General features: G+C 70.5%; 21 protein-coding genes and 1 other RNA gene. 14 read left to right on the forward strand and 8 right to left on the reverse strand.

Going from position 1 to position 22,218, the window contains the following annotated elements:
- Positions 1-1,497: a carboxypeptidase M32 gene (locus tag N0B31_RS13630; RefSeq protein WP_260592174.1), complete on the forward strand. Its 1,497-nt coding sequence runs from the start codon at positions 1-3 to the stop codon at positions 1,495-1,497.
- Positions 1,498-1,593: 96 nt separating this feature from the next.
- Positions 1,594-1,761, forward strand: coding sequence for an HVO_0416 family zinc finger protein (locus N0B31_RS13635; RefSeq protein ID WP_260592175.1), 168 nt, complete (start codon positions 1,594-1,596; stop codon positions 1,759-1,761).
- Positions 1,762-1,791: 30 nt separating this feature from the next.
- Here N0B31_RS13635 and N0B31_RS13640 read toward each other — a convergent pair whose 3' ends face one another.
- Positions 1,792-2,754, reverse strand: a complete 963-nt coding sequence (locus tag N0B31_RS13640) for an EamA family transporter (RefSeq protein WP_260592176.1) — start codon at positions 2,752-2,754, stop codon at positions 1,792-1,794.
- Between the two features lie 203 nt (positions 2,755-2,957).
- Here N0B31_RS13640 and N0B31_RS13645 point away from each other — a divergent pair, with 203 nt between their 5' ends.
- The gene (locus N0B31_RS13645) at positions 2,958-4,820 is read left to right on the forward strand and encodes a UvrD-helicase domain-containing protein (protein ID WP_260592177.1); all 1,863 of its coding nucleotides are present in this window, start codon (positions 2,958-2,960) and stop codon (positions 4,818-4,820) included.
- Between the two features lie 12 nt (positions 4,821-4,832).
- Here the strand turns inward: N0B31_RS13645 and N0B31_RS13650 are convergent, their stop codons facing one another.
- Complete coding sequence (locus N0B31_RS13650; protein WP_260592178.1) at positions 4,833-5,081, reverse strand: DUF7533 family protein; 249 nt, start codon at positions 5,079-5,081, stop codon at positions 4,833-4,835.
- 101 nt (positions 5,082-5,182) lie between these two features.
- On the opposite strand from N0B31_RS13650, the gene N0B31_RS13655 reads away from it, so the two are divergent.
- From N0B31_RS13655 to N0B31_RS13685, 7 genes are all read left to right on the forward strand, one after another.
- Positions 5,183-5,830, forward strand: coding sequence for a riboflavin synthase (locus tag N0B31_RS13655; RefSeq protein ID WP_260592179.1), 648 nt, complete (start codon positions 5,183-5,185; stop codon positions 5,828-5,830).
- Between the two features lie 46 nt (positions 5,831-5,876).
- Positions 5,877-6,902 carry a PrsW family intramembrane metalloprotease gene (locus tag N0B31_RS13660; protein ID WP_260592180.1) on the forward strand — a complete coding sequence of 342 codons (1,026 nt, stop codon included), beginning with the start codon at positions 5,877-5,879 and terminating at the stop codon, positions 6,900-6,902.
- A 44-nt stretch (positions 6,903-6,946) separates the two neighbouring features.
- On the forward strand, positions 6,947-8,089 hold the full coding sequence (locus N0B31_RS13665; RefSeq protein ID WP_260592181.1) for a nicotinate phosphoribosyltransferase: 1,143 nt from the start codon (positions 6,947-6,949) through the stop codon (positions 8,087-8,089).
- A gap of 86 nt (positions 8,090-8,175) precedes the next feature.
- Entirely contained in the window at positions 8,176-9,045 is an 870-nt protein-coding gene (locus N0B31_RS13670) for a CPBP family intramembrane glutamic endopeptidase (RefSeq protein ID WP_260592182.1), read from the forward strand.
- 57 nt (positions 9,046-9,102) lie between these two features.
- A complete protein-coding gene (locus tag N0B31_RS13675; protein ID WP_260592183.1) occupies positions 9,103-10,473 on the forward strand; it encodes an MATE family efflux transporter in 1,371 nt (456 codons plus the stop codon).
- A 45-nt stretch (positions 10,474-10,518) separates the two neighbouring features.
- Positions 10,519-10,835: RNase P RNA component (rnpB, locus tag N0B31_RS13680), an RNA gene on the forward strand.
- A 219-nt stretch (positions 10,836-11,054) separates the two neighbouring features.
- Positions 11,055-12,116: a zinc metalloprotease gene (locus tag N0B31_RS13685; protein WP_260592184.1), complete on the forward strand. Its 1,062-nt coding sequence runs from the start codon at positions 11,055-11,057 to the stop codon at positions 12,114-12,116.
- Between the two features lie 197 nt (positions 12,117-12,313).
- On the opposite strand, the gene N0B31_RS13690 is transcribed toward N0B31_RS13685, so the two are convergent.
- Together N0B31_RS13690 and N0B31_RS13695 are read right to left on the reverse strand one after the other, a co-directional pair.
- A complete protein-coding gene (locus tag N0B31_RS13690; RefSeq protein ID WP_260592185.1) occupies positions 12,314-13,417 on the reverse strand; it encodes an aminopeptidase in 1,104 nt (367 codons plus the stop codon).
- A 279-nt stretch (positions 13,418-13,696) separates the two neighbouring features.
- The gene (locus N0B31_RS13695) at positions 13,697-14,557 is read right to left on the reverse strand and encodes a DUF8155 domain-containing protein (RefSeq protein ID WP_260592186.1); all 861 of its coding nucleotides are present in this window, start codon (positions 14,555-14,557) and stop codon (positions 13,697-13,699) included.
- 52 nt (positions 14,558-14,609) lie between these two features.
- On the opposite strand from N0B31_RS13695, the gene N0B31_RS13700 reads away from it, so the two are divergent.
- Positions 14,610-15,293, forward strand: coding sequence for a lipoate--protein ligase family protein (locus N0B31_RS13700; protein ID WP_260592187.1), 684 nt, complete (start codon positions 14,610-14,612; stop codon positions 15,291-15,293).
- Here N0B31_RS13700 and N0B31_RS13705 read toward each other — a convergent pair.
- The gene (locus N0B31_RS13705) at positions 15,290-16,267 is read right to left on the reverse strand and encodes a hypothetical protein (RefSeq protein WP_260592188.1); all 978 of its coding nucleotides are present in this window, start codon (positions 16,265-16,267) and stop codon (positions 15,290-15,292) included. The genes N0B31_RS13700 and N0B31_RS13705 overlap by 4 nt on opposite strands.
- A 93-nt stretch (positions 16,268-16,360) precedes the next feature.
- On the opposite strand from N0B31_RS13705, the gene N0B31_RS13710 reads away from it, so the two are divergent.
- Positions 16,361-17,638, forward strand: coding sequence for a dihydroorotase (locus N0B31_RS13710; protein WP_260592189.1), 1,278 nt, complete (start codon positions 16,361-16,363; stop codon positions 17,636-17,638).
- A gap of 10 nt (positions 17,639-17,648) precedes the next feature.
- Here the strand turns inward: N0B31_RS13710 and N0B31_RS13715 are convergent, their stop codons facing one another.
- A complete protein-coding gene (locus tag N0B31_RS13715; protein ID WP_260592190.1) occupies positions 17,649-18,239 on the reverse strand; it encodes a hypothetical protein in 591 nt (196 codons plus the stop codon).
- Positions 18,236-19,669, reverse strand: coding sequence for a hypothetical protein (locus N0B31_RS13720; protein WP_260592191.1), 1,434 nt, complete (start codon positions 19,667-19,669; stop codon positions 18,236-18,238). Before N0B31_RS13720 ends, N0B31_RS13715 begins: the two co-directional genes overlap by 4 nt.
- 124 nt (positions 19,670-19,793) lie before the next feature.
- On the opposite strand from N0B31_RS13720, the gene N0B31_RS13725 reads away from it, so the two are divergent.
- Positions 19,794-20,300, forward strand: a complete 507-nt coding sequence (locus N0B31_RS13725) for a DUF7529 family protein (RefSeq protein WP_260592192.1) — start codon at positions 19,794-19,796, stop codon at positions 20,298-20,300.
- A gap of 206 nt (positions 20,301-20,506) precedes the next feature.
- Here the strand turns inward: N0B31_RS13725 and N0B31_RS13730 are convergent, their stop codons facing one another.
- Entirely contained in the window at positions 20,507-21,256 is a 750-nt protein-coding gene (locus N0B31_RS13730; protein ID WP_260592193.1) for a DUF5781 family protein, read from the reverse strand.
- A 121-nt stretch (positions 21,257-21,377) separates the two neighbouring features.
- Between N0B31_RS13730 and N0B31_RS13735 the strand changes: the two genes are divergently transcribed.
- Complete coding sequence (locus tag N0B31_RS13735) at positions 21,378-22,202, forward strand: J domain-containing protein (protein ID WP_260592194.1); 825 nt, start codon at positions 21,378-21,380, stop codon at positions 22,200-22,202.
- Positions 22,203-22,218: the final 16 nt, after the last annotated feature.

Below are 22,218 nucleotides of genomic sequence, written 5' to 3' on the forward strand. Positions count from 1 at the left end.
ATGGCGACAGCCGACACGGACGACCCCTACGCCGCCCTCCGCGACCACGTCGAGCGCATCACCTACCTCCGGGACGCGACCGGTCTGCTCAACTGGGACCAGCAGGTCACGATGCCCGAGGGTGGGTCCCCCGCCCGGGCGAAGCAGCTCTCGACGCTCTCGGGGACCACCCACGACCTGCTCACCGAGGACCGGGTGGGCGAGCTCCTCGACGCCTGCGAGGCGGCCGACCTCACCGACGAACAGCGGGCGGTGTGCCGCGAGATTCGGCGGGAGCACGAGCGGGCGACGAGCGTCCCCTCCGACCTCGTCTCGCGGCACGCCGAAGCGTCGAGCGAGGCCCAGCAGGTCTGGCAGGACGCGAAGGCTGACGCCGACTTCGAGGCGTTCGCGCCCACGCTCGACCGACTGCGGGAGTTGCGCGTCGAGCGAGCCGAACACATCGACCCCAGGGCCGACACCTACCCCACGCTGTACGAGGACAACATGCCGACCCTCCCGCTGGAGACGGTCGAGCGGGTGTTCGACACCCTGCGGGAGGAACTGCCGCCGCTGGTGGCCGCGCTCCGCGAGTCCGGCACCGAACTCGCCCGCCCGTTCGAGGGCCAGACCTTCCCCGAGGCCGAGCAGGCGGCCCTGAACGAGGCCGTGGCCGACTTCCTCGGCTACGACTGGGACCGTGGGCGGCTGGACGCCTCGCCACATCCGTTCACCTCGGGCACGCAGTTCGACGCGCGCATCACCACCCGGTACAAGCCCGAGGACCCGCTGGACGCGCTGACCGCGACCATCCACGAGTTCGGCCACGCGACCTACCAGCTCGGGCTGCCACGGGACGAGTACGGCGTCCCGCTCGGGAGCGCCCGGTTCGAGGTCCACGAGTCCCAGTCGCGGTTCTGGGAGAACCACGTCGGCCGCACCCGGGCGTTCTGGGAGGCGTTCCTGCCCACGTTCCAGGAGCACCTCTCGGGTGTCGAGGACCTCACCGTCGAGACGGCCTACGAGGCGGCCAACCGCATCTACCCGGAGAACCGCATCCGCGTGGAGGCCGACGAACTCACCTACCACATGCACATCCTCCTGCGTCACGACGTGGAGCGCGAGTACCTCGACGGTGACCTCTCCGTCGACGAGGTGCCGGCCCGCTGGAACGAACTGATGGACGAGTACCTCGGCGTGACCCCGGACGACGACGCCGAGGGCTGCCTGCAGGACATCCACTGGACGACGCGGTTCGGCGGGTTCCCGAGCTACACGGTGGGGTCGGTGCTGGCGGCACAGCTCACGGCCGCGATGCGCGAGGACCTCGACGTGGAGGGCTGCATCAGCGACCGCGAGTTCGACCGCCTGCGCGAGTGGATGACCGACAACGTCCACCGCCACGGCCAGCGCTACGAGGCCGACGAACTGGTGGCGGTGGCGACGGGCGAACGGCTCACGGCGGACTACTTCCTCGAGTACGCGCGGGAGAAGTTCGGCGACCTGTACGACCTCTAGAGACGTTCACGACGGTCGATACGTCACCCGTGCGTAACTTTCTCATGCTGCCGGGTACCACAGGCTTATGACAACCGCTGTCATAGGCCATCGTGTATGGCGACCGCGAATCAAGACATCTTCGACGAGTTCCTCTCCGAGCGTGGCCACGAGACCGAATCGGCTGGCTGGGAGCGAGACTATAACAAGAAGCGCTGTCCTGAGTGCATGGGGCTCCACGGCCTCGACGCGGTGGCCTGCACCGTCTGCGGCTGGGAACCGTAGTCGGTCGTCACTCATCGGTTTCTCACACTCTCAGCCGAGCGTGACCAGCGCCGCGCCCACCACCACGAGCGCTGCGCCCACGACGACGCCCGGCGTCACCCGCTCCACGTCCCGGAGGAGCACCGCCGCGAACAGCGCCGTGAACAGCGGCGCCGTCGCGACGAGGGGGTCCACGATGGCGACCCGACCGGCCGGGTGCGCGAGCGCCGCGAACATCGCCAGCAACGCGACGGCCGTCAGCACCCCGCTCGCCGTGAAGTACGCGTAGGTCCGCCGAGGTGCCGAGAGGAGTTCCCGGCGGTCGGCGTCGCTCACCGTCGCCGCGTACGCGAGCAGGGCCACCAGCGCGGCCGTCTCGTTCAGCGCGACTGCCTCGAGCGCCGTCGTCTCGGTGAGTTCCAGCCCGTAGCGCCGGGCGACGTTCCCCGCCGCGAAGAAGACGGCGGCGACCACCGGGTACGCGAGGTGCCTGCGCTCCCAGCCGCCGATGTCGCCGCCCCGCGAGAGCGAGAGGGCCGCGAGGCCGCCGACGAGGACGACGATGCCGGCGACGGTGCCGAGCGAGACGGCCTCGTCGAGGAGCGACACCGCGAGGAGGGTGGCGAACAGCGGCCGCGACGCGATGGCCGCGGAGTTGATGGAGGCCCCGACGCGACGGACGCCGGCGAAGACGGCGAGCCGGCCGAGCGCGGTCCCGACGAAGCCGGCCCCGAGGAAGATACCCGCCGCGAGCGGCGTGATGGCGGCGAACGGGGCCGAACCCGTGAACAGGGCGAGTCCGGCGAGCGCCAGCCAGTAGAGCGCCGAGTCGACGAGGACGACGACGAGGGACGCCTGCAGCGTCCCGCCCCCGTCGTCCATCCCCCGTTTGTCGAGGATGGGACCGAACCCCCAGAGGACGGCGGTGAGGAGACAGAGCGCGTAGACGACCGGTGGCGCCGAGAGCGGCGGGAGGGTCTGGAGCGGGAAGCCAGCGAGGTCGACGGGCGTCACGGCTGGCGGTTCACCCGGTCGGCGGAAAGCACTCACGGTCCGGGTCGTGGGCCGTCGGCGGTTGCCACGACGTCGACCGACAGGCCCGTCGGCGGTTGCCACGACGCCGACCGGTGAGTCCCGGCTGAGCACCCGTTGTGGGTCCCCTCGAGGGGCGAGCGGCATCGAACAGCGTTATGAGGGACCGGCCCTTGCACAGGACAATGACCGACCCGGAAGTCACCCGCCTGTTCGGTGGTCCCGGCAGCGGGAAGACGACCGCCCTCCTCGACCGCGTGGACGACCTGCTGGACGATGGCGTCGACGTGCGGGACATCCTCGTCGTCTCGTACACCCGTGCGGCCGCACAGGAGATCCGCGAGCGACTCGCCGAGCGACTCGACCGCTCGCCCAAGTCGTTGAAGGGCAACGTCTGTACGATGCACGCGAAGGCGTACGAACTGCTGAACCTCTCGCGTGGCGACGTCGTCGGCGAGAAACACAAGGAGGAGTTCTGCGACGACTACGGCATCGAGTTCGAGGACGAGTACGAGGGCTCGCGCCGCCGCTCCTCGCGCTCGACGACCATCGGCAACAAGATCATCGCCACCAGTCAGTGGCTCCAGCGGACCCGCCGCGACGTGGCCGACTGGTACGACGTCCCCTTCCAGTGGAACGAGGAGGAGGTCCGCCTGCCGCCGGACATCGACCCGAACGCCCAGACCGGCAACAAGTACACGCCGACGTGGCCGAGCGACGACGACCGCATCGACGTCCCCGAGGTCATCCGTGCGTGGCGGGCCTACAAGGGCGAGCAGGGGGTCGTCGGCTTCGCCGACATGCTCGAACGGGTCCAGCAGCGCTCGCTCCTGCCGAACGTGAACCACCTCGTCATCGACGAGTTCCAGGACATCACCACGCTCCAGTACGCCGTCTACGAGGAGTGGCGCCCGCACATGGACACGGTGTTCATCGCCGGCGACGACGACCAGGTCGTCTACGCGTGGCAGGGCGCCGACCCCAACCTCCTGCTGGACGAGCGGGTCGACATCGACGAGGTGCTGCCGAACTCCTACCGCCTCCCCTCGCGCATCCTGAACGTCGTCAACCGGGAGATACGGCACATCGAGAAGCGACAGGAGAAGGACCTCAAGCCCCGGAAGGAGGGCGGGCGGGTGGAGGCCGTCCGGAGCCCGTCGATGCTCGAACTCGTCCGGAACATCCGCGCCACGGTCGAGGAAGACGAGGACGCGAGCGTGATGGTCCTGTTCCGTGCGCGGTACCAGATGTTCCAGTTCGTCGACGAGTTCGTCTCCCAGGGGATCCCGTTCGTCTCGCTGACGGACACGCGGCTCTGGACCGACCGCCTGCAGGGGTACATCAGGGCCATCGAGAAACTCGACGAGGAACAGCCGGTGACGGGACTGGAGGCCCGCCGGCTGGCCGAGATGCTCGCCGAGTCCGCGTTCGGCACGAACGAGCGCGACGACCTGTTCGACGCGCTGGACGACCTGAAGGAGGAGACGGGCATCGACGACCTCGAGGAACTCGAACTGAGCCACGACGAGGTGCGGGAGTACGCGCCGTTCGCCCCGTCGCCGGCCAGCGCCGCGGACATGCTCAGCCGCGTCTCGAACTTCCAGGAGCGCTCGGTGAAGGCGTACTTCAAGGGCGAGTACCGGGGGATGGACCCCAACCGGGTGCGGGTGGGCACCATCCACTCGGCGAAGGGTCGCGAGGCCGACCACGTGTTCGTCGCCACCGACCTGACCGAGAAGGTGGTCGAGCAGATGGCCGCCACCCACCCCGACCCGGAGAACGTCGCCGGCGTCACCGAGTTCACGAAGAACGCCGACCCCGTCCCCACGCTGACCGACAACGAGCGACGCGTCTTCTACGTCGGGATGTCCCGTGCCCGCGAGCGGCTCGTCCTGCTCGAGGACCTCGTCGACGGGGCGCCCACGCTCCCCATCGACGTGTTGCTGTACAACGAACTCACCGACAAGACGCTCCAGGAGATGGTCGAGGAGTGTCAGGAGCCGATGGACGTCGAGGCGGAGGCGAAGGCGCCCGGCGCCGACGACTGAGCCCGCGCTCCCCTACTCCTCGTCGGTCTCGGCCTCCGGGTCCTTGGCCACCGTCCCGACCACCTTCCCCGCCAGCATCCCCGGCAGGTCGCCGGGCGACGCCACGTACTCGTTGATGAGCACCATCAGCGCCGCGATAGCGAGGAAGCCGGCGCCGACGGTCGTGTTCCCGTCGCCGAGGAACTGCAGGCCCAGCAGGGCGACGGGGAGGGCGAACGCCAGCGTGATGGCGAGGCCGAACAGGCCCGTGATACTGCTCACGCGACGGCGTTGGCCGCCACGAGCGAAAAGCCGTGCGGTGTCCGCCTCGTTCCAGAACTGGGAACGGTAACGCTCTTGAAACCGACGGACGTAGCCGGCGTATGTTCACCGGCATCGTCGAGGAGACGGGCGAGGTCGTGCGTCGCGAGGAGACCGAGGGCGGGTTGCGCCTGCGAGTGCAAGCGTCGTTCGCGGACGAACTCGAGGTCGGGCAGTCCGTGGCGGTGTCGGGGGCCTGCCTCACGGTCGAGGACTTCGACAGCGAGACGTTCGAGCTGTTCCTCTCCCGCGAGACCGTCGAGAAGACGTATCTGGGGGAGGTGGCGGTCGGTGACGTCGTCAACCTCGAGCGGGCGCTGCCGGCCGACGGTCGGTTCGACGGCCACTTCGTGCAGGGGCACGTCGACGGCACGGCCGAGGTGGTCGACGTGGAGCAGGTGGGGGACGTCCCCGCGAGCGAAGCGAGCGGGGGCTCGTCGTACGAGCGAAGCGAGTACGACGGTGACTGGACGTTCACCTTCTCGCTGCCCGAGTCGATGGGCCGCTACGTCGTCCCGAAGGGCTCCATCTGCGTGGACGGCATCTCGCTCACCGTCGCCGACCTCCGGGACGGGGAGTTCGACGTGGCCATCATCCCGGAGACCTACCGGCTGACGAACCTCGCGGCGAAGGCGGCTGGCGACCCGGTCCACCTCGAGGTCGACGTGGTGGCGAAGTACGTCGAGTCGCTGACCGAGGGGTACCGCTGAGCGGGCAGGCCAAACGGTTAGGGACCCTCCACGAGTAGAGCAGGGTATGGAACGCGACCCGGTCGAAGCCCGGGCCGACGACGGACTCGACCTCTACGACGTCTCGACGTGGGAGCCACGCACCACCATCGACCGCCTCTCGGTCGGCATCTACAACGGGGCGCTGACACTCGGTCGGGTCGTGTTCGTGCTGGTGGCGCTCCTCATCATCCTCGCCCAGTTCGTACTGGGTGGCATCGGCGCGCTGTTCTCCACGCAGCCCGGTGCCGTCGCACTCGTCGCACTCTCGGTGGTGCCGGCGCTGGCCCTGTTCGCGTACGTCTACAGCGCGGACGTGACCAGTTCCGAACCGCTGGAACTCGTCGTCGGCACGTTCGTGCTCGGTATCCTGTTCGCCGGCTTCGCCGCCGTCGTGAACACCACGCTGGGCGGGCTACAGGGGGTCCCCATCGTCGGCCTGTTCCTCTTCTTCTTCCTCGTCGTCGGGCCCGTCGAGGAGACGGTCAAGTTACTCGCGGTCCGCCTGCTCCCCTACCGCCACGAGAGCTTCGACGCCGTCATCGACGGTGCGGTGTACGGGGCCGCCGCCGGGCTCGGGTTCGCCACCATCGAGAACGCGCTCTACATCTCCCGTGGCCTCACCATGAGCGGGCAGGTGGTCGGCGGGGGCGGCGTCGGCGAACTCATCGGGATGGGCGCTGGCATCACGGCGCTCCGGGCGCTCGCCGGGCCGGGCCACGTCATCTACTCCGCGTTCGCTGGCTACTACCTCGGGCTCGCGAAGTTCAACCCCGACCGCTCCGGCCCCATCGTCGTGAAGGGACTGCTCATCGCCTCGCTCATCCACGCCACGTACAACTCGCTGGTGAGCATCGTCCCCGGTGTCGCCAACGCCCTGTTCGGCGTCGCCCCCATCGTGGCGTTCTTCGGGTTCGTCGTCGTCTTCGACGGCGTGTTCGGCTACATCCTCTACCGGAAACTGAAGCGGTACGCGGCGGCCTACCACGCCAGCCGTGGCGACGAGATCGACGAGGCCACCTTCTCGCCCGAGGTGGCCGAGTTCGACGGCTGAACGGGAAGAGGGGGCTTTTTCGACGCGCCCGACGGACGGGCGGTATGGAGTTCGACATCGTCGGGAGCGAGGCCATCCGCGAGGGCCGGGCGACCGACGCCTACTTCCTCCGGACGGAGGAGGCACTCGACCACGCCGGCCGGAACCCGCACGTCGTCTGCGACGTGACCGCAGACCAGTTCGGGACCGGTGACTGGGAGGTGCTCGCCGGCCTGAAGGACGCCGTGGCGCTGTTCGAGGGGCTCGACATCGACGTCCACGCGCTCCCCGAGGGGACGCTGTTCGACGGCGGACCCGTGATGCGAATCGAGGGGTCGTACCGCGAGTTCGCCCGCTACGAGACCTCCCTGCTGGGGTTCCTCTCCGGCGCCTCCGCGCAGGCCACCGCCGCACTCGAGGCGGTCACGGCCGCCGGCGACGAGGCCAGCGTCCTCAGTTTCGGCGCCCGGCACGTCCACCCGGCGGCGACGGCCGCGCTGGAGCGCTCCGCGCTCGTCGGCGGCGTGAGTGGCTTCTCACACGTCGCCGCCGGCGAGGTCATCGACCGCGAACCTGGCGGGACGATGCCCCACGCGCTGGTCATCTCCTTCGGGAACGGTCACCAGGAGGACGCGTGGCAGGCGTTCGACGAGGCCGTCGCACCCGAGGTGCCGCGGGTCGCGCTCGTCGACACCTACACCGACGAGGTCGACGAGGCCATCCGGGCCGCGGAGGCCATCGACCTCGACAGCGTCCGGCTGGACACCACCGGGTCGCGGCGCGGCGACTTCCGCCACATCGCCCGCGAGGTCCGCTGGGAGCTCGACGTGCGAGGACACGAGGACGTGGGCATCTTCGTCTCGGGGGGACTGGGGCCGAGCGAGATCCGTCAGCTCCGGGACGTGGTCGAGGGGTTCGGCGTCGGCTCGTACATCTCGAACGCGGACCCCGTGGACTTCTCGCTGGACATCGTCGAGGTCGAGAGCGAACCCGCCGCCAAGCGAGGGAAGCTCTCGGGGACGAAGCAGGTGTACCGGACGCCCGACGGCGGGCACGCCGTGGCGCTCGAGGGGACCGCGGTCGAGGGCGAACCCCTGCTGGAACCGGTCGTCGAGGACGGCGAGGTCGTGGGGACGTTCGACCTCGAGGCGGCCACGGAGCGGTGTGCCGCGGACGCCGCGCGGGTCGGGTTCGGCGACGGGGAGTGAACGGACCGAGGTGGGGGCTCGACGCCGTTCTCGGCGGGTAGGAACGACCGGCGGTGGATATCCACCTGTATCGCCTGTCGAGAGACATGAGCCCCGAGACCGGCATCGAGGGTGGAACGGTCGTCACCGACGTGCGCGAGTCGTCGGTGACGGGACACTGGCGAGTGTTCGGCGTCTTCGTCGTCGGGACGCTCGCGTTCTCGTGGGGGCTGTGGACCCTGTTACTGTTCGCGGTGGTCCCGTCGTCGGCGACGGTGCCGCTCATCATGCTCGGCGGGTTCGGCCCGTTCGTCGGCGCCCTGCTCGCCCTGCGGCTGACGGGGCGCAGCGTCCGGACGTGGCTCCGCTCGAACCTCCACTACCGTATCCCCGTGCGCTGGTACGTCCTCGCCGTGCTCCTGCCGCCGCTGCTCATCGTCGTCTCGAGCGTCGTCTACGTCACCGCCTTCGGTGGGACCTACGCGCTCGACGAACTCGTCCCCGTGTGGACGTTCGGTCTCGGCCTCGTACTGACGTTCTTCCTCGGTGGCGGGCAGGAGGAACTCGGGTGGCGTGGGTTCGCCCAGCCAGCCCTCCAGGACGGCGTCTCCGCGCTCGGCGCCAGCCTGCTCGTCGGCGTCGTCTGGTTCGTCTGGCACGTCCCCCTGTTCTTCGTACCGGGGAGTTCGCAGGCCGGCGTGCCGATGCTCCCGTACGCGGCCGGCGTGCTCGCCACCGCGGTGGTGCTGGGCTGGCTCTACAACGCCACCGGGAGCCTGCTGGTCCCGTGGCTCTACCACGCCAGCGTCAACCCCGCCGCCACGTACTTCCTCGCCGGCGTCGAGGTGCTGCGGACCCCCGCCGGCTACGGTACCTACGCCGTGCTGGTCGGGCTCGTGGCCGTCGCCCTCGTCGTCCACTACGGGTCGACCGACCTCGCGGCCCGCGCCCGGGTCCGGCTCGCCGACCTGACCTGACCGGTCGGTAGCTTCCGGCTCCGATAGCCTGAAACGAGCGTCACCCGACCGTCGAGTATGGATCTCGGCCGGCTCCGCGCGGTCTGGGAGCGAGTGTTCTCGCTCGCGTGGCCGGTCATGGCCGAGCAGACGTTCCGCACCGCGATGCGGACGACGGACGTGCTCGTCACCGCGCTGTTCTCGCCGGCCGCCGTCGTCGCCATCGGCCTCGCGGACCTCTACGCCCGCTTCCCCCTCCGCATCGGCCTCGGGCTGGGCGGCGGCGCCATCGCGCTCTCCTCGCAGGACACCGGGGCCGGGAGCGTCGGGAGCCGCGACGAGGCGGTCACGCAGGCCATCCTCGTCGGCTTCCTGCTCGGCCTGCCGTTCGTCGTCGTCGGCCTCCTGTTCGGCGAGACGGCCATCGAGCTGTTCGGCGCGAGCGACGAGGTGGTCGGGCTCGGTGCGACGTACCTCGCCGTCGTCTTCGCCACCGCCCCGTTCCGGCACGTCGCGCTCGTCGCCGCCCGCTCGCTCCAGGGCACCGGCGACACCCGCACCCCGATGTACGTCAACGTGTTCGCCAACTCGCTGAACATCTCCGGGAGCGTCGTCCTCGGTCTCGGCCTGTTCGGCGCGCCGCGGCTGGAGATTCTCGGTGTCGGGCTCGCCACCGCGACGGCGAACGTCGTCACCGCCACGCTGCTCTGTGCGGCCATCGCCGGGTCGTGGAGCGAGGCGTCGTTCGTCCGACCCCGACGGCTCGTCCTCGTCCGACAGCTCCTGCAGGTGAGCGCCCCACGCGTCGCCGAGGGGTTCGCCTCCGAGCTCGCCGAGTTCCCGTTCAACGCCCTCCTGCTCGGGTTCCCGAACGGGGAGGCGGTGAACGCGGGCTTCCAGATCGGCCGGCGGCTCTACCAGCAGGTCACCGGCCCGCTCTCGCGGGGGTACAACGTCGCCGCGAGCGTCCTCGTGGGGCAGTCGCTCGGCGAGGGCGACCCCGCCGACGCCCGCTACGACGGCCGTGCGGTGGCGGCGCTCGGCGTCCTCACCGTCGGCACCATCGGCCTCCTCCTCGCGCTGGCCGCACCGTGGGGGGTCCGGCTGTTCGCCAGCGACCCCGCCACGGTCCGGTACGCGACCGACTTCGCCCGCGTCTACGGGCTGGCCGGCGGCGTCCTCGTCGCGTTCTCTGCGCTCTCGGGGGGCTTGCAGGGCGCGAGCGAGACGCGCATCCCGTTCGCCGCGCGGACGACCGGGATGTTCGGGTTCTTCCTCGGCCTCTCGTGGCTGCTGGGCGAGACGCTAGGCTTCGGTCCGACCGGGGCGTACGTCGGCGTCGTCGCCGCCTACGCGTGGATGGCGCTCGTCGTCACGTGGGGGTTCGAGCGCTCGGACTGGGCGGGCCGGGCGGCCGAGCTGATGGCCGAGCGTGGGAGTGCGAGCTAGCCACGCGAGCGAAACACGTAATCCGGCGACCGGACTAGTACGGGTGGCAGAGGGAGCCCGGCCTCCGCTACACGCGTAGTGAGGAAAGTCCCCCCACCGTCCGGGCGGGCGACTGGGCGCAAGCCCAGAGCGGGAGACCGCTGGCTCTGGAACAGAAACGAGACCCCTCGGCGCGAGCGATGAGACCTGCGAACCGAACCGCGAGGTGAGGAAGCTAACCGGTCGAGCGTCGACCGCCGAGAACGGATGGAACGGCGAATCCTCGCCGGTGCAAGCCCGCCGCGCTATGGTAGCCCGGACGCTGCGGCGGGTGCTCAGCCGAATGCCGGGCCGAACAGAAGGGGGCTTACTCCCCTCCAGCCACCATCTTTTCGAGCAGCGGGTGCGCCTGCGGCGCACCGCTCGCTCGAAAACATGGGTCAAGAAGGCCGCGAGCGCTCCGCGCTCGCGGGTTCCGACGGTGGCCCCACCGCGACCGCACCGCCGCCTCCGCGACCGTTCCGCCACCGCAGCCGCCTCCGCGACCGCAGGATTCGACCGGGCCACAAGGGTGATACCCCGCACGCGCGAATCCGCCGTAGATGCGCCGTCTCGCGCCAGTCGTGTTGTGTGCCACTCTCGTGGTACTCGCCGGCTGTTCGACCGGCCTCCCCGGCGGGCCGACGGGACTCGCCGGAACGCCCGGCGACGACACCGACCCGGTGTCCACCCCCACGCCGCGACCGACGCTCGCGCCGGGAGAGAGTCCGTTCCCCGACCGCCCGCTCGTGGTCAGCGTCTCGAACGAGGTGAACCAGTCACGCGACTTCGAGCCGCTCGTGGCCGAGACACTCGCGTACTGGGAGGCGAACGCGGAGCAGTACGCCGGCTACGAGGTCGACTACCGGCTCGACCCGGACGCCACGGACCCGGACTTCTCGGTCCGGTTCGTCGCGGGGATCGACGAGTGTGGCTCCGAGCGAGGCCACCCGGCCGGCTGTGCCCCGGTCGTCGAGAAACGCGGTCAGTTCGACCCGCCCCACGACGTCCGCATCCAGGGTGGGTTCTCCGACGCCTCGACGCTGGCGGTGCTGAAACACGAGTTCGGCCACACGCTCGGCCTGCGTCACGACGACGCCCCGGCCGAGGTGATGCGAGCCGAGTCCGTCCTGACGACGCTCCCACGGACCGACGCCGTGAACGAGTCCTACGCGTGGAACGGGTCGGAGCTCTCGGTGTACGTCGACCTCGGTGCCACCCCCCAGCGCGACCGCGACGAGTTGAACCGACAGGTCGACGAGACGCTCGCGTACTTCGAGCGCGGAGCCGGGGAGACGGTCGCGGACGACGTCTCGTTCGTCCGCACGCAGAACCGGACCGCCGCCGACGTCGTGATACAGGTCGGTGGTGAGACCCCCTGCGAGCGCGACCGTGGCTCCTGTCGGTACGTCGGTGGCCTGGACCCGGACGGCGACGGCCGACTGGAGACGTTCGAGCGGCTAGAGGTGTACGTGCTGGGGCTGGAACCCGAGGCAGTCGGGTGGCACGTCGGCCGGCACGTGGGCTACGGACTGTCGCTGAACACCGAGGACGAGTACCCCGAACCGCTGCAGACGGACGCCTCGTTCGGTGAGCGCCGGTCCGACTGGTGGGAGTCGGGATAGGGGGTCGATTTCGAGGGTGGTTCCGGAGTGGTCCGTGACAGCGAGCAAAGTAGCGAGTCGCGGTGCATCTGAGACCGCAATCGCGACCGCTCCGTAGCGCGGCCGGTCGTGCCTGGCGGCACGACACGGCACACCTGCCCTCCCCCGTCCCCCGACCACGCTCACGTTCGTTCGCGGGTCGGGCAAGCCACGCCCGACTACCCCCCGAACCCGTCTTCCCACCTGAAGACCCCGTCCCGCTGGACCACCTCGCCGTCCACCTCGATACGGGCGTCCTCGCTCACGTCGGTGATCATGTCGACGTGGACGGCCGAGTCGTTCGCCTCGTCCTCGTGGCCCGGCGGGAAGTTCGAGTCGTAGGCCCGACCGACCGCGAGGTGGACGGTGTCGCCCATCTTCTCGTCGAACAGGATGTTGTCGGTGAAGCGGTCGATGCCGCGGTTCATCCCGATGCCGAGCTCGCCCAGCCGGCGGGCGCCCTCGTCGGTGTCGAGCACGTCCGAGAGGGCGTCCTCGCCCTGGTCGGCGCTGAACTCGACGACCTCGCCGTCCTCGAACGTGAGGTGGACGTCCCGGACCCGCCGGGAGTTGATGGTCATCGGGACGTCGAAGTAGACCGTCCCCTCGGTGGCGTCGGGGGCCGTGAACACCTCGCCGGAGGGGAGGTTGTGCGAGTCGTAGTCCACGCTCGCGGCGGAGTTGACGGCGACCCGGTCCTCGATGGACATCGTGAGGTCGGTGTCCTCCTTGACGAGGCGGACCTCGCTGCCGGCGTCGAGGATGTCCTTCATGTTCGCCATCTCGTCGGCCAGCGTCTCCCAGTCACGGAGGACGGCGTCGTAGACGAAGTCGCAGTAGGCCTCGTAGGACATGCTCGCCTGCTGGGCCGCGGCACGGGTGGGGTGGAGCGTGCTGACCCACCTCGTGTCGAGTCGGGCCTCCCGGATCTTCCGCTTGGCCTTCCCGGCCGTCTGCAGGGTCTCGCCGGGGACGTCGGCCATCGCGGTGGTGTTGCGCGACCCCGACAGCGAGAGGACGCTGTCGGCCCCCTCGTACAGTGCGAGTTCGTACTCCGGGTCGGACTCGAACTCGTCGTCGTGAGCGTTCAGGTAGGCTCGCGAGACCTCCCCGGAGCTGTACGTCGTGACGAGGTTCGCGCCCCGTTCGCCGAGTTTCTCGGCGACGGCGACCGCGAGGTCGTGGGCGCCCTCGTCGACCGAGAGGACGACGTCGTCGCCCGCCTCGATGCGTGCGCTCCAGTCGACCAGTACCTCGGCGTGCTCGTGTACGCGTGGGTCCATGGTGGGTCGTTGGCTGGTGAGGTGGGAAGGTCTGTCGGGTCCACCCGTCGTTCGTGATCGGGTTCTGTTAGGTGGAATCATCGGGAGCCGGTGCGTGAAGCCAGCGGTCGAGGGAGGTCCGTGAAGCGAACGAGGAGACCAGCGCGGTACGAAGGGAACCGCACAGCACGGCAGGAGGGCCGGTCCGTTCGGAGCGGCCGGCCACTGAGCGGTGCTGGGCGGTTCAGTCGTACCGTGCTAGGCACCTCGCCCGACGGCACAGACACGACCGAGAGACACTCACCCCAGCCGGATCGGGTCGTCGCTCGGGCAGAACGACACCTCGACGCGGTCGCCGACCTCGAACCCGTGGTCCGGACAGACCACCTTCACGCCCGGCGAGTCGTGCGCGACGAACAGCGAGAGCCCCGTCACCCGCTCGCCGTTCGCGAGCACGTCGAACCCGTCCCACGTGACCGTCCGGTCGGTCGCGGTGCCGACCTCGTAGCCGAGCAGCGACACGGGACCGTCCCGCCCGTCGTGGAGGCCGCCGCCGGTGTAGTGCGCGAGACCGCCGTCCAGCACGCCGGCACCGTCGGCGGCGACGCCGGTCCACCCCGTGCCCGCCGCTGGCGTGTCCAGCAGCACGTACGTCTCGCCCACCTCGGCGACCCGGCCGACGCCGTCCCACGCGACCGGGTCGGGACGGACCGCGAGGGGCAGTTCGAGTCGCAGCGACCCCCCTGCCCGGAGGAGGTGCTGGTCGTGGCGGCGGAACCCGAGGTGGAGGTGGTTGTCGACCCACGGGGCGAAGAAGCCCGAGCGGACCATCCGCCCGAGCGAGTCGCCCGGCTCGACCCGGTCGCCCGGCTCGACCACGGGGTCGACGTGGAGGACGCGGGCGACGAGGTCGCCGCAGTCGAGGAGGAGGACGTGGTCCTCGGCCTCGGCGTACTCCTTCGCGGGGACCCGGCGTGTGGTGGTCTCGAGCACCGTTCCGGCGACGGGCGAGGGAGCGTCCTCGTCGGCGCGGTCCGGGTCGCGGTAGAGGTCCACCGCACAGCCCGTGTCGTGGGCGGGGTACGGGGAGTTGTAGAGCGAGTACCGGACGAACGGGTCGAAGACGGCCGGGTCGAGCACGACCCGGTCGGCTGCTGGCATCACTCCGACTCCGGGCCGCGGGGCTAAAGCCGCGTCGGGACGGAGCGAGGGTATGCGCGTGATCCGGGGCCGGGCGGCGAGCGTCGAGGCGGACCGTGCGGTCACCCGGGCGCTCGCCGACGACGTCCGCGAGACCGGGGAGGCCGTCGTCCGGGTCTGGACGCCCCACCGGCAGGTGGCGTTCGGCCGGCGAGACGCCCGCGCCGAGGGGTACGAGCGAGCGAAGCGGGCCGCCGAGGCGCGCGGCTTCCCACCCTACGAGCGCTCCGTCGGGGGCAGAGCGGTCGCCTACACCGGCCACACGCTGGCGTTCGTCCGCGTCGAACCCGTCGCCGACCTCCGGAAGGGGACCGACGAGCGCTACGACCGCATCGTCCGGGAGTTACGGGGGGCGTTCGCCCAGCTGGGGGTCGACGCCTACGAGGGCGAACCGACCGACGCGTTCTGTCCCGGCGCCCACTCGCTGTCGGTCGAGGGGGCCGGGAAGGTCGTGGGTGTCGCCCAGCGGGTGGCGAAGGGGGCCGCACAGGTGGCCGGCATCGCCGTCGTCCGCGACCACGCCGAGGTCGCCGAGGTCCTCGAGTCGGTGTACGAGGCGCTGGACGTGCCGTTCGACGCGTCGACGGTCGGGAGCGTCGCGGCGGCGGGTGGTCCCCCGGACTCGGAGACGGTCGGACGGGCGGTGGAGTCGGCGCTCGTCGGGGACCGCGAGTCGAGCGTCGAGGAGCTGCGTTAGGCCGGCGTGTCCGTCTCGTACCGACCGGGGACGAGCAGCGTCGTCCAGTAGACCGACCCGTCGTAGCGCACGAGGTAGGTCCCCGAGTCGCCGGTGTCGGGCGTATCCTCGCCCGGACCGCGGACCTGGCCGCGGCCGTCGAACCGGTCGGCCAGCGAGGTGAACGCGGGCGACGGTGTCTCGTCCGGACCGACGACGTACCCGGCGGCACCGTCGCTGGCCGTCGCCTCGACCGCCCGCTCGACCAGGTCACGCTCCGCCGTCGAGAGCCCGGAGAGCGTCCACGCGTATCGGTCGCGGAGTTCGGCACCCACCTCGCTCGCCGGCCGGGACCCGGCGACCGAGTAGCCGAACCGCTTCAGCGTCCGGTCGTAGCCGTCCTCGACGACCCACTCGGCCTCGCTGTCGTGGGTCGGCCACTCGATGATAGCGACGTCCGTCTCGGGGACGAGTATCGACTCGGCCACCTCCGCGTCGGTGTAGCGGATGGTCGTCCCGACGCCGACCGGCTCGCCGTCGGCGAACCCCTCGCGCTCGAGCACGCGGCGGTCGACCGCCGGGAGGTCGGAGAAGGCCACGGTCCGGCCGTCTCGTTCGTCACCGTCCACGATGTCGACGAGGACGGAGAAGACGGTGGCCGGGGTCTCCTCGACCACCTCGCGGTCGAGGCGGTAGACGGTCCCGTCGTAGACGATGGGTCGGCCGGCGGGGAGCAGCGGGTCGACACGCTCGGTCGTCGCCTCGCCGTCGGTGACGACCCGGTCCATCAGCGTGGCGCGGTCGGTACCGGCATCGACCTCGCCCTGTTCGAACGAGTAGTGGACACGAGCGGCGACGTCGGCGTCCGAGACGGGAGCCATCTCGAGACGAGCGGTTGGGGCCTCCGCGGCGAGGTCCGACCGGCCGAGGCCGGCACAGCCGGCGAGTGCGGGCAGGAGTGCAGTACCACCTGCGAGGAGGGCACGGCGGCGCATGCGATACCGTGGACGGTGGAGCGAGGAAAAGTCTCGGGAGGGTCAAACGCACGTTTCGGGAGGCATAAACGGCCCGCCACCGACCCACGAGCAATGCTCGTCACCAACGCCGTCCTCCCGGACGGCACCGAAGCGGCCGTCCGCGTCGACGGCGAGACCATCGCCGACGTGGGCGACCTCTCGCCGGCCGACGGCGAGGACGTCCTCGACGCCGCCGGCAAGCGCCTGGTCCCGGGGATGATAGACGTCCACGTCCACTTCCGCGAACCCGGCTACTCCTACAAGGAGACGTGGACCTCCGGGTCGCGCAGCGCCGCCGCCGGTGGGGTCACCACCGTCGTCGACCAGCCGAACACCGACCCCGCGACGACGACGGGCGAGGCGTTCGACCTGAAGACGGAGTTCACCACCCCCTCCTGCGTCGACTGGGGCATCAACGGCGGCGTCACCGCCGACTGGGACCCAGACTCGCTGTTCGAGCGGCTCCTGTTCGCGCTGGGGGAGGTGTTCCTCGCCGACTCCACCGGCGACATGGGCATCGAGGCCGACCTGTTCGAGGACGCGCTGGCCCGGGCCACCGACGAGGGGGTCACCGTCACCGTCCACGCCGAGGACGCCGACCGGTTCGACGAGTCCGCGCTCGACCGCGCTGACGACGACCACGACGCGTGGAGCGCCTACCGCACCGCCGAGGCCGAGATCGCCGCCGTCGAGCGGGCCTGCGAGGTGGCCGACGAGGCCGGCGCGCGTATCCACGTCGCGCACACCTCCACGCCCGAAGCGGTCGACGTCGCCGCCGACGCCGGGATGACCACGGAGGTCACCCCCCACCACCTGTTCCTCTCGCGTGACGACTACGACCGCCTCGGTACCTACGGCCGGATGAACCCGCCGTTGCGGAGCGAGGCGCGCCGCGAGGCGCTGTTCGAGCGGCTCGTCGACGGGACCGTCGACGTGGTCGCCACGGACCACGCCCCGCACACCCGACAGGAGAAGGACGCGAGCATCTGGGACGCCCCCTCGGGCGTGCCGGGTGTGGAGACGGCGCTCCCGCTCTTGCTCGCGGCCGCGGCGGACGCCGCGAACGACCTGACCTACGAGCGGGTCCGGGACGTGACCGCCGCGAACCCGGCCGAGCGGTTCGACCTCTCGCGGAAGGGGCGCATCGAACCCGGTCGCGACGCGGACCTCGTCCTCGTCGACCCGGACTCGACGACACCCATCCACGGCCCGCGGCTCCACTCGAAGTGCGGGTGGTCACCGTTCGAGACGTTCGAGGGTGTCTTCCCGGAGTGGACGATGCTCCGCGGCGAGATGGTCTACATCGACGGGGAGTTCCGCGAGGGCGTCGGGCAGAACGTCAGAGAGTGAGAGCGCGGTCTCAGGCGTCCGTCTCGCCGGTGAGCGCGCCGATGCCGAGGACGATCTCGTCGCGAACGACATAGACCGCACCGCCCAGCGCGACGACCCACAGGTCGTCGGCGAGACCGCTCGTGAACACGAGGTAGACACCGCCGAGCGCGAGCAGTCCCGCGACCAACTGGACCCCGAGATGGAGGACCCGCTGGGACTGCACGTCACCGACGCAGTCTTCACACAGGATACGCGCTGTCCCCTCTCGGTCGAGGACCCTGACGTTGAGCAGCGAGTCGTGCGGGCGATACCAGACGGAGAACAGCAGTGCCAGCCCGAGGACGTACCCGGAGTTGACCAGCCCCGCCTTCAGGAAGAGGCTCCGGCCGAAGAGAGCCCGCGACCCGATCAGCACCGCGTTCGGGAAGACGACGTTGAGGAGGAGGAACGGCCCGACGAGGACCGCGACGGCGAGTGCGAGTCTGAGGCCGGCGCCGGAGGTGTACGTCGCGAGGCGCGAGTCGCGTCGCTCTGACTGACAGGCGGTACAGAGCGGACTGCCACAGACCCCACAGACGCCCGTCGCGTCGTCACCGTCGTTGACACAGCGGAGGCTCACTGGCTCCCACCCCGGTTGAACGCCCCTTCGAGCGTGCCGATGAGCCGTGAGTTCAGGTCCGAGGATGCCGAGCGTGCGACCACCTCGGCGGTCGCCCGGCCGTTCTCACCGAGCGCCCCCTGGTCGGCACGGACCAGTCGGTCCTCGGAGTCACCGAACGCGGACACCTCCGACCGCTCGGACTGCGGCGTGAACACCCCCTCGACGGTTATCTCCGCGTGGACGACCCCCTCGTCGCCGTACTCGCGCTTGATGGCGAGTTCGCCACGGTTCTCGTCCTCGACCCGGAACAGCGCGTCCCGGTCGGCGGCGAGTTCGGCGTCGCCGACCGCCTTCTGTCGACGAATCTGGATCCCCTCTTGCCGGCAGATGGAGACGAGTTCCTCGTAGAGGTCGGTCGGCGTCGTCGACACCGTGATGCTGGAGCGGGTGGTCTTGGTCGCCTCGCCGCTCAGCGCCCGCGTGTCGATGTGGATGTCGTACGAGAGTTCGACCACGTGGTCCACGTCGACCCGGCCGGTATCGACGAACTGGTCGCCAGCCACGTCGTACGCACCCTCGATTCGGGTCCCGCTCAGCGTCCGGTTGCGGACCCTCCCCTCGAGGGTGGCGGTGACCTCACCGATGTCGAGTAGTTCCGTTATCGGCCCGAGGACGACGTACTGGGCGGTCTCACCCGGAGAAGCCGTCCGGTCGCGCCACTCGACGCGCTTGTTCTCCGGGTCGTACGTGGCGTCGCGCTTCGGATCGAAGTCGATCTGCGGGAACGTCCGGGACATATCGATCTTGAGCGTCGACAGTTCGAGACGGCCGCCGTCTCGAACGTCCCGGTGTTCGATCTCGATGAGCAGCGCCGCCAACCCCTCCAGTTCCTGCCGGCGCCGGAGGTTGTCGCTCGCGTCGCCCGACCCGTCGTCGTCGCGAACCAGCTCGACCGCGTCCCGGTACAAGCGGGCGCGGACGACGATTGGGAGGCGGTCACGCGGGTACGAGGCGATGTCGTACTCGTGGGTGAACACGGTCGCGTCGTTGTCGGCGAGTACCCGCTGAGCCTCGGCCGCGTCCCAGTCCACGTCGAACTCGACGGTGCCGTTCTCCGGGACGCCGTCGACCTCGATGCGGTCGGTCCAACTCTCGTCGGCCGGCAGCTGGTTCGACACCCCGAGGTACATCCCCGTCCCCGGATACTCGTCGCGACCGAAGACATTTCCCCCATCCGCGTCGGCGAGACTCCGGGCCGCGTCGAGGACGTGCCGGGGCCGGCGTTCGCGGTCTCTGACGGCCCGCTTGTCCGGCTTCGCGACGACGTCGAGACTCCCACTCACGTCGAACTCACTTCGGTACTCCTCCTCGGTAATCTCGAGGTCCGAAGCGACCCGTTCCTCCACCCGTAGTTCCGAGACTGTTCGATGAACTTCCTGTTCGGACATCCTTCCCGTCGATAGGACATATCGCTCTGTAATGAATTTGGGGGAGGACGAGAGTCGCCAAATTTGCCGGTTTCCGACCCGTCAGTGTCCCAGATTTTATCGAGCCGGCGTCGAGTGTCGGGACATGGACGGGAATACGACGGGGGACGGTGGGGCGTCACCGCCGGACCCGGAGCGCTGGGCGCAGGTGACCACAGAACTGGAGGGCATCGCCGAGGCGTACCGTTCGAGCGGCTGGGACGCCGTGACGGCAGTCCCGGAGTCGGTCGCCACCCGGCGTCCAGAGGCCGACCCGGAGGGGAGGGGTGGGTTCGACCTCCTCCTCCGGGACGACGCCTTCGAGTCGCTGGCCGAGTTCGTCGCCGGTCGGTCGTTCGACGCCTACGAGGTGTTCCGCGGTGACGGCGAGGGTGCCACCTACCTCGTGGTCGCCGTCGAGGCCGACGAGAGCGCGCGAGCGGTGCTCTACCCCGCGTACTTCACGGACGAGAGCGTCGTCGACCTGCACGAGACGGCCGACGCCGGGCCGCTCTACACCCACCTCCGGAGCCCGGAGAGCGACGAGCGGGTGACGTTCACGCACGAGGCGCCGGCCCCCTTCTTCCCCGAGTGGGGGGAGGGAGCGGAGTAGCGACCGGACGGGGACGGGCACGGCGACCACCCCAGCGGAGTCCACCAGCGTACGCCGAGCGGAGTCCGCACGAGCGAAGCGAGTGCGGGTCGTGCCGGAGCTTGCTCCGGCTGAGCGAGGCGGCAGGAACGAGGAGCGTTCTTCCCCACGTTCTTGCCTGAGCGCAGCGCTCGCAGAGCGCCGCGCGAAGTGCGAGAGGTGGTGGTTCAGGTAGCGTACTCCCGCGTCACGTCCACCAGCGCCTTCCGGTAGTCACTCGGGTCGGGGTCGTCCGCCAGCGAGCGGAAGGCGTGTTTGAACCGGTCGAAGCGGACGCCAGGGGCGTCGCTCGCGGCCGCGCGAGCGAGGTCGTAGAGCCGGTGGTCCTCGCCCACGAGTTCGTGGCGTTCGCAGAGGGCCAGCGCGAACGCCGCGTTGACCACGGTTATCTCCGGGTCGGCGGCGGGCGTGAGACGGCGCGACCCCGAGGTGGTGCTCCCGTTGGGGGCCTCACCGGGACGGTCGGCCAGCGCCGTGGCGAGCGAGGACTCGAGGAAGGAGACGAGTTTGTCCGCCGGCGCCACGTCGAGCGTGATGTCGTCGGCGTAGATGTCCTTCATGTGGTTGGCGATCTGGTAGCAGTGGGCGAGTTTCCGGCGCTCGACCGAGCGGCCCGTCAGCGCGAGGAACAGCGCCTCCTCGGTCGACTGGGTGTGTGAAGGGTGGGCCTGTTCGTAGCGGAGCATGTGCGAGTACTCGTGGAGGGCGAGTTCGCGGGCCATCGCGCCGCGGGCGGCCTGTTCGGACATGATCAGCACGTGGTGGCTGTCGTCGTAGTGGCCCGTCAGCGTCCGTTCGTCGGGGTCCTCGCGGACCTCCACCTCGACGGGCCACGCGAGGTCGTGTTCCGTCTCGAAGAGGTCGCGGGCACTCAGGAACGGTTCGGCCGGCCCACGCCCCATCACGCGAACGTCCATGTCGGTCGTTACCACGGGGCGCCGCGGTATGGCTCTTACGTCGTCGGTCGGTGCTGCCCGGAGCGGGGAGGCGAGGGGACGCCCCGCGGGACTTACAGGGGGTGACCGCCTACGCCGCCCCGTGTACCGTTCGTGGGCTGGGCTCGCGGCGTCGGGGCTGCTCGCCGGGGTGGCGGCCGTCGCCCTGTTCGCCGGGTTCGGGACGCCGTGGCTGCTGGCCGTGGCGGTGCTGAGCGGCGTGGGGTCGTACCTCGCCTACCGCTACGCCGCCGACCGGATGGTCCAGTCCGTGTACGCGGGCGTGGGCGACCCCGACGTGACCGACAGCGGGGCGGCGGCGGTCGACGGGCAGGTGGGGACCGCCGAGGCCGTCGACAGCACGACGGCCGCGTCCTCGCCCGGCGACGGGGAGTACGACGAGTGGACGTGGGCGGACGTGGCGGCCGACGACCCGTTCTGGAGCGACGACGAGGACGACTGGGAGGACCCGTGGGAGGCCAACACGACGGACCCGAGCGAGGCGTCGACCGGCGACTGGCGGAAGCGCCGTGGCACCGGCGACGGGAGCGACCGAGGTCGGTGGTGGGAGGAGCGCGACGACCCGCAGGGTCGTCGAGACGGAGGCGGCGGAGCCGCCGGAGTGAGCGGTGGCGACTGGGAGCACGGTCGCTGGTGGGAGGGGATGGGAGAGGAGGGTGCGGCGGGCGACGCCGAGGAGGGACCGGGCGACCCCGAGACGGCCGCCGACCGGACCGCGGCGGCCTACGCGGTGCTCGGGCTCGAACCGGGCGCCGGCCCGGAGGCGGTGCGGGCGGCCTACCGCGAGCGGGTGAAGGAGGCCCACCCGGACACGCCGGGCGGCGGCGTCGAGGAGTTCATCCGGGTCAGGGAGGCCTACGAGTACCTCCGCGAGCGGTTGAGCGGGACCGAGCGCCACGCCGAGTGAGCGCGAGCGACCCCTC

The organism is Salinirubellus salinus (genome assembly GCF_025231485.1).
Taxonomy (GTDB): Archaea; Halobacteriota; Halobacteria; order Halobacteriales; family Haloarculaceae; genus Salinirubellus; species Salinirubellus salinus.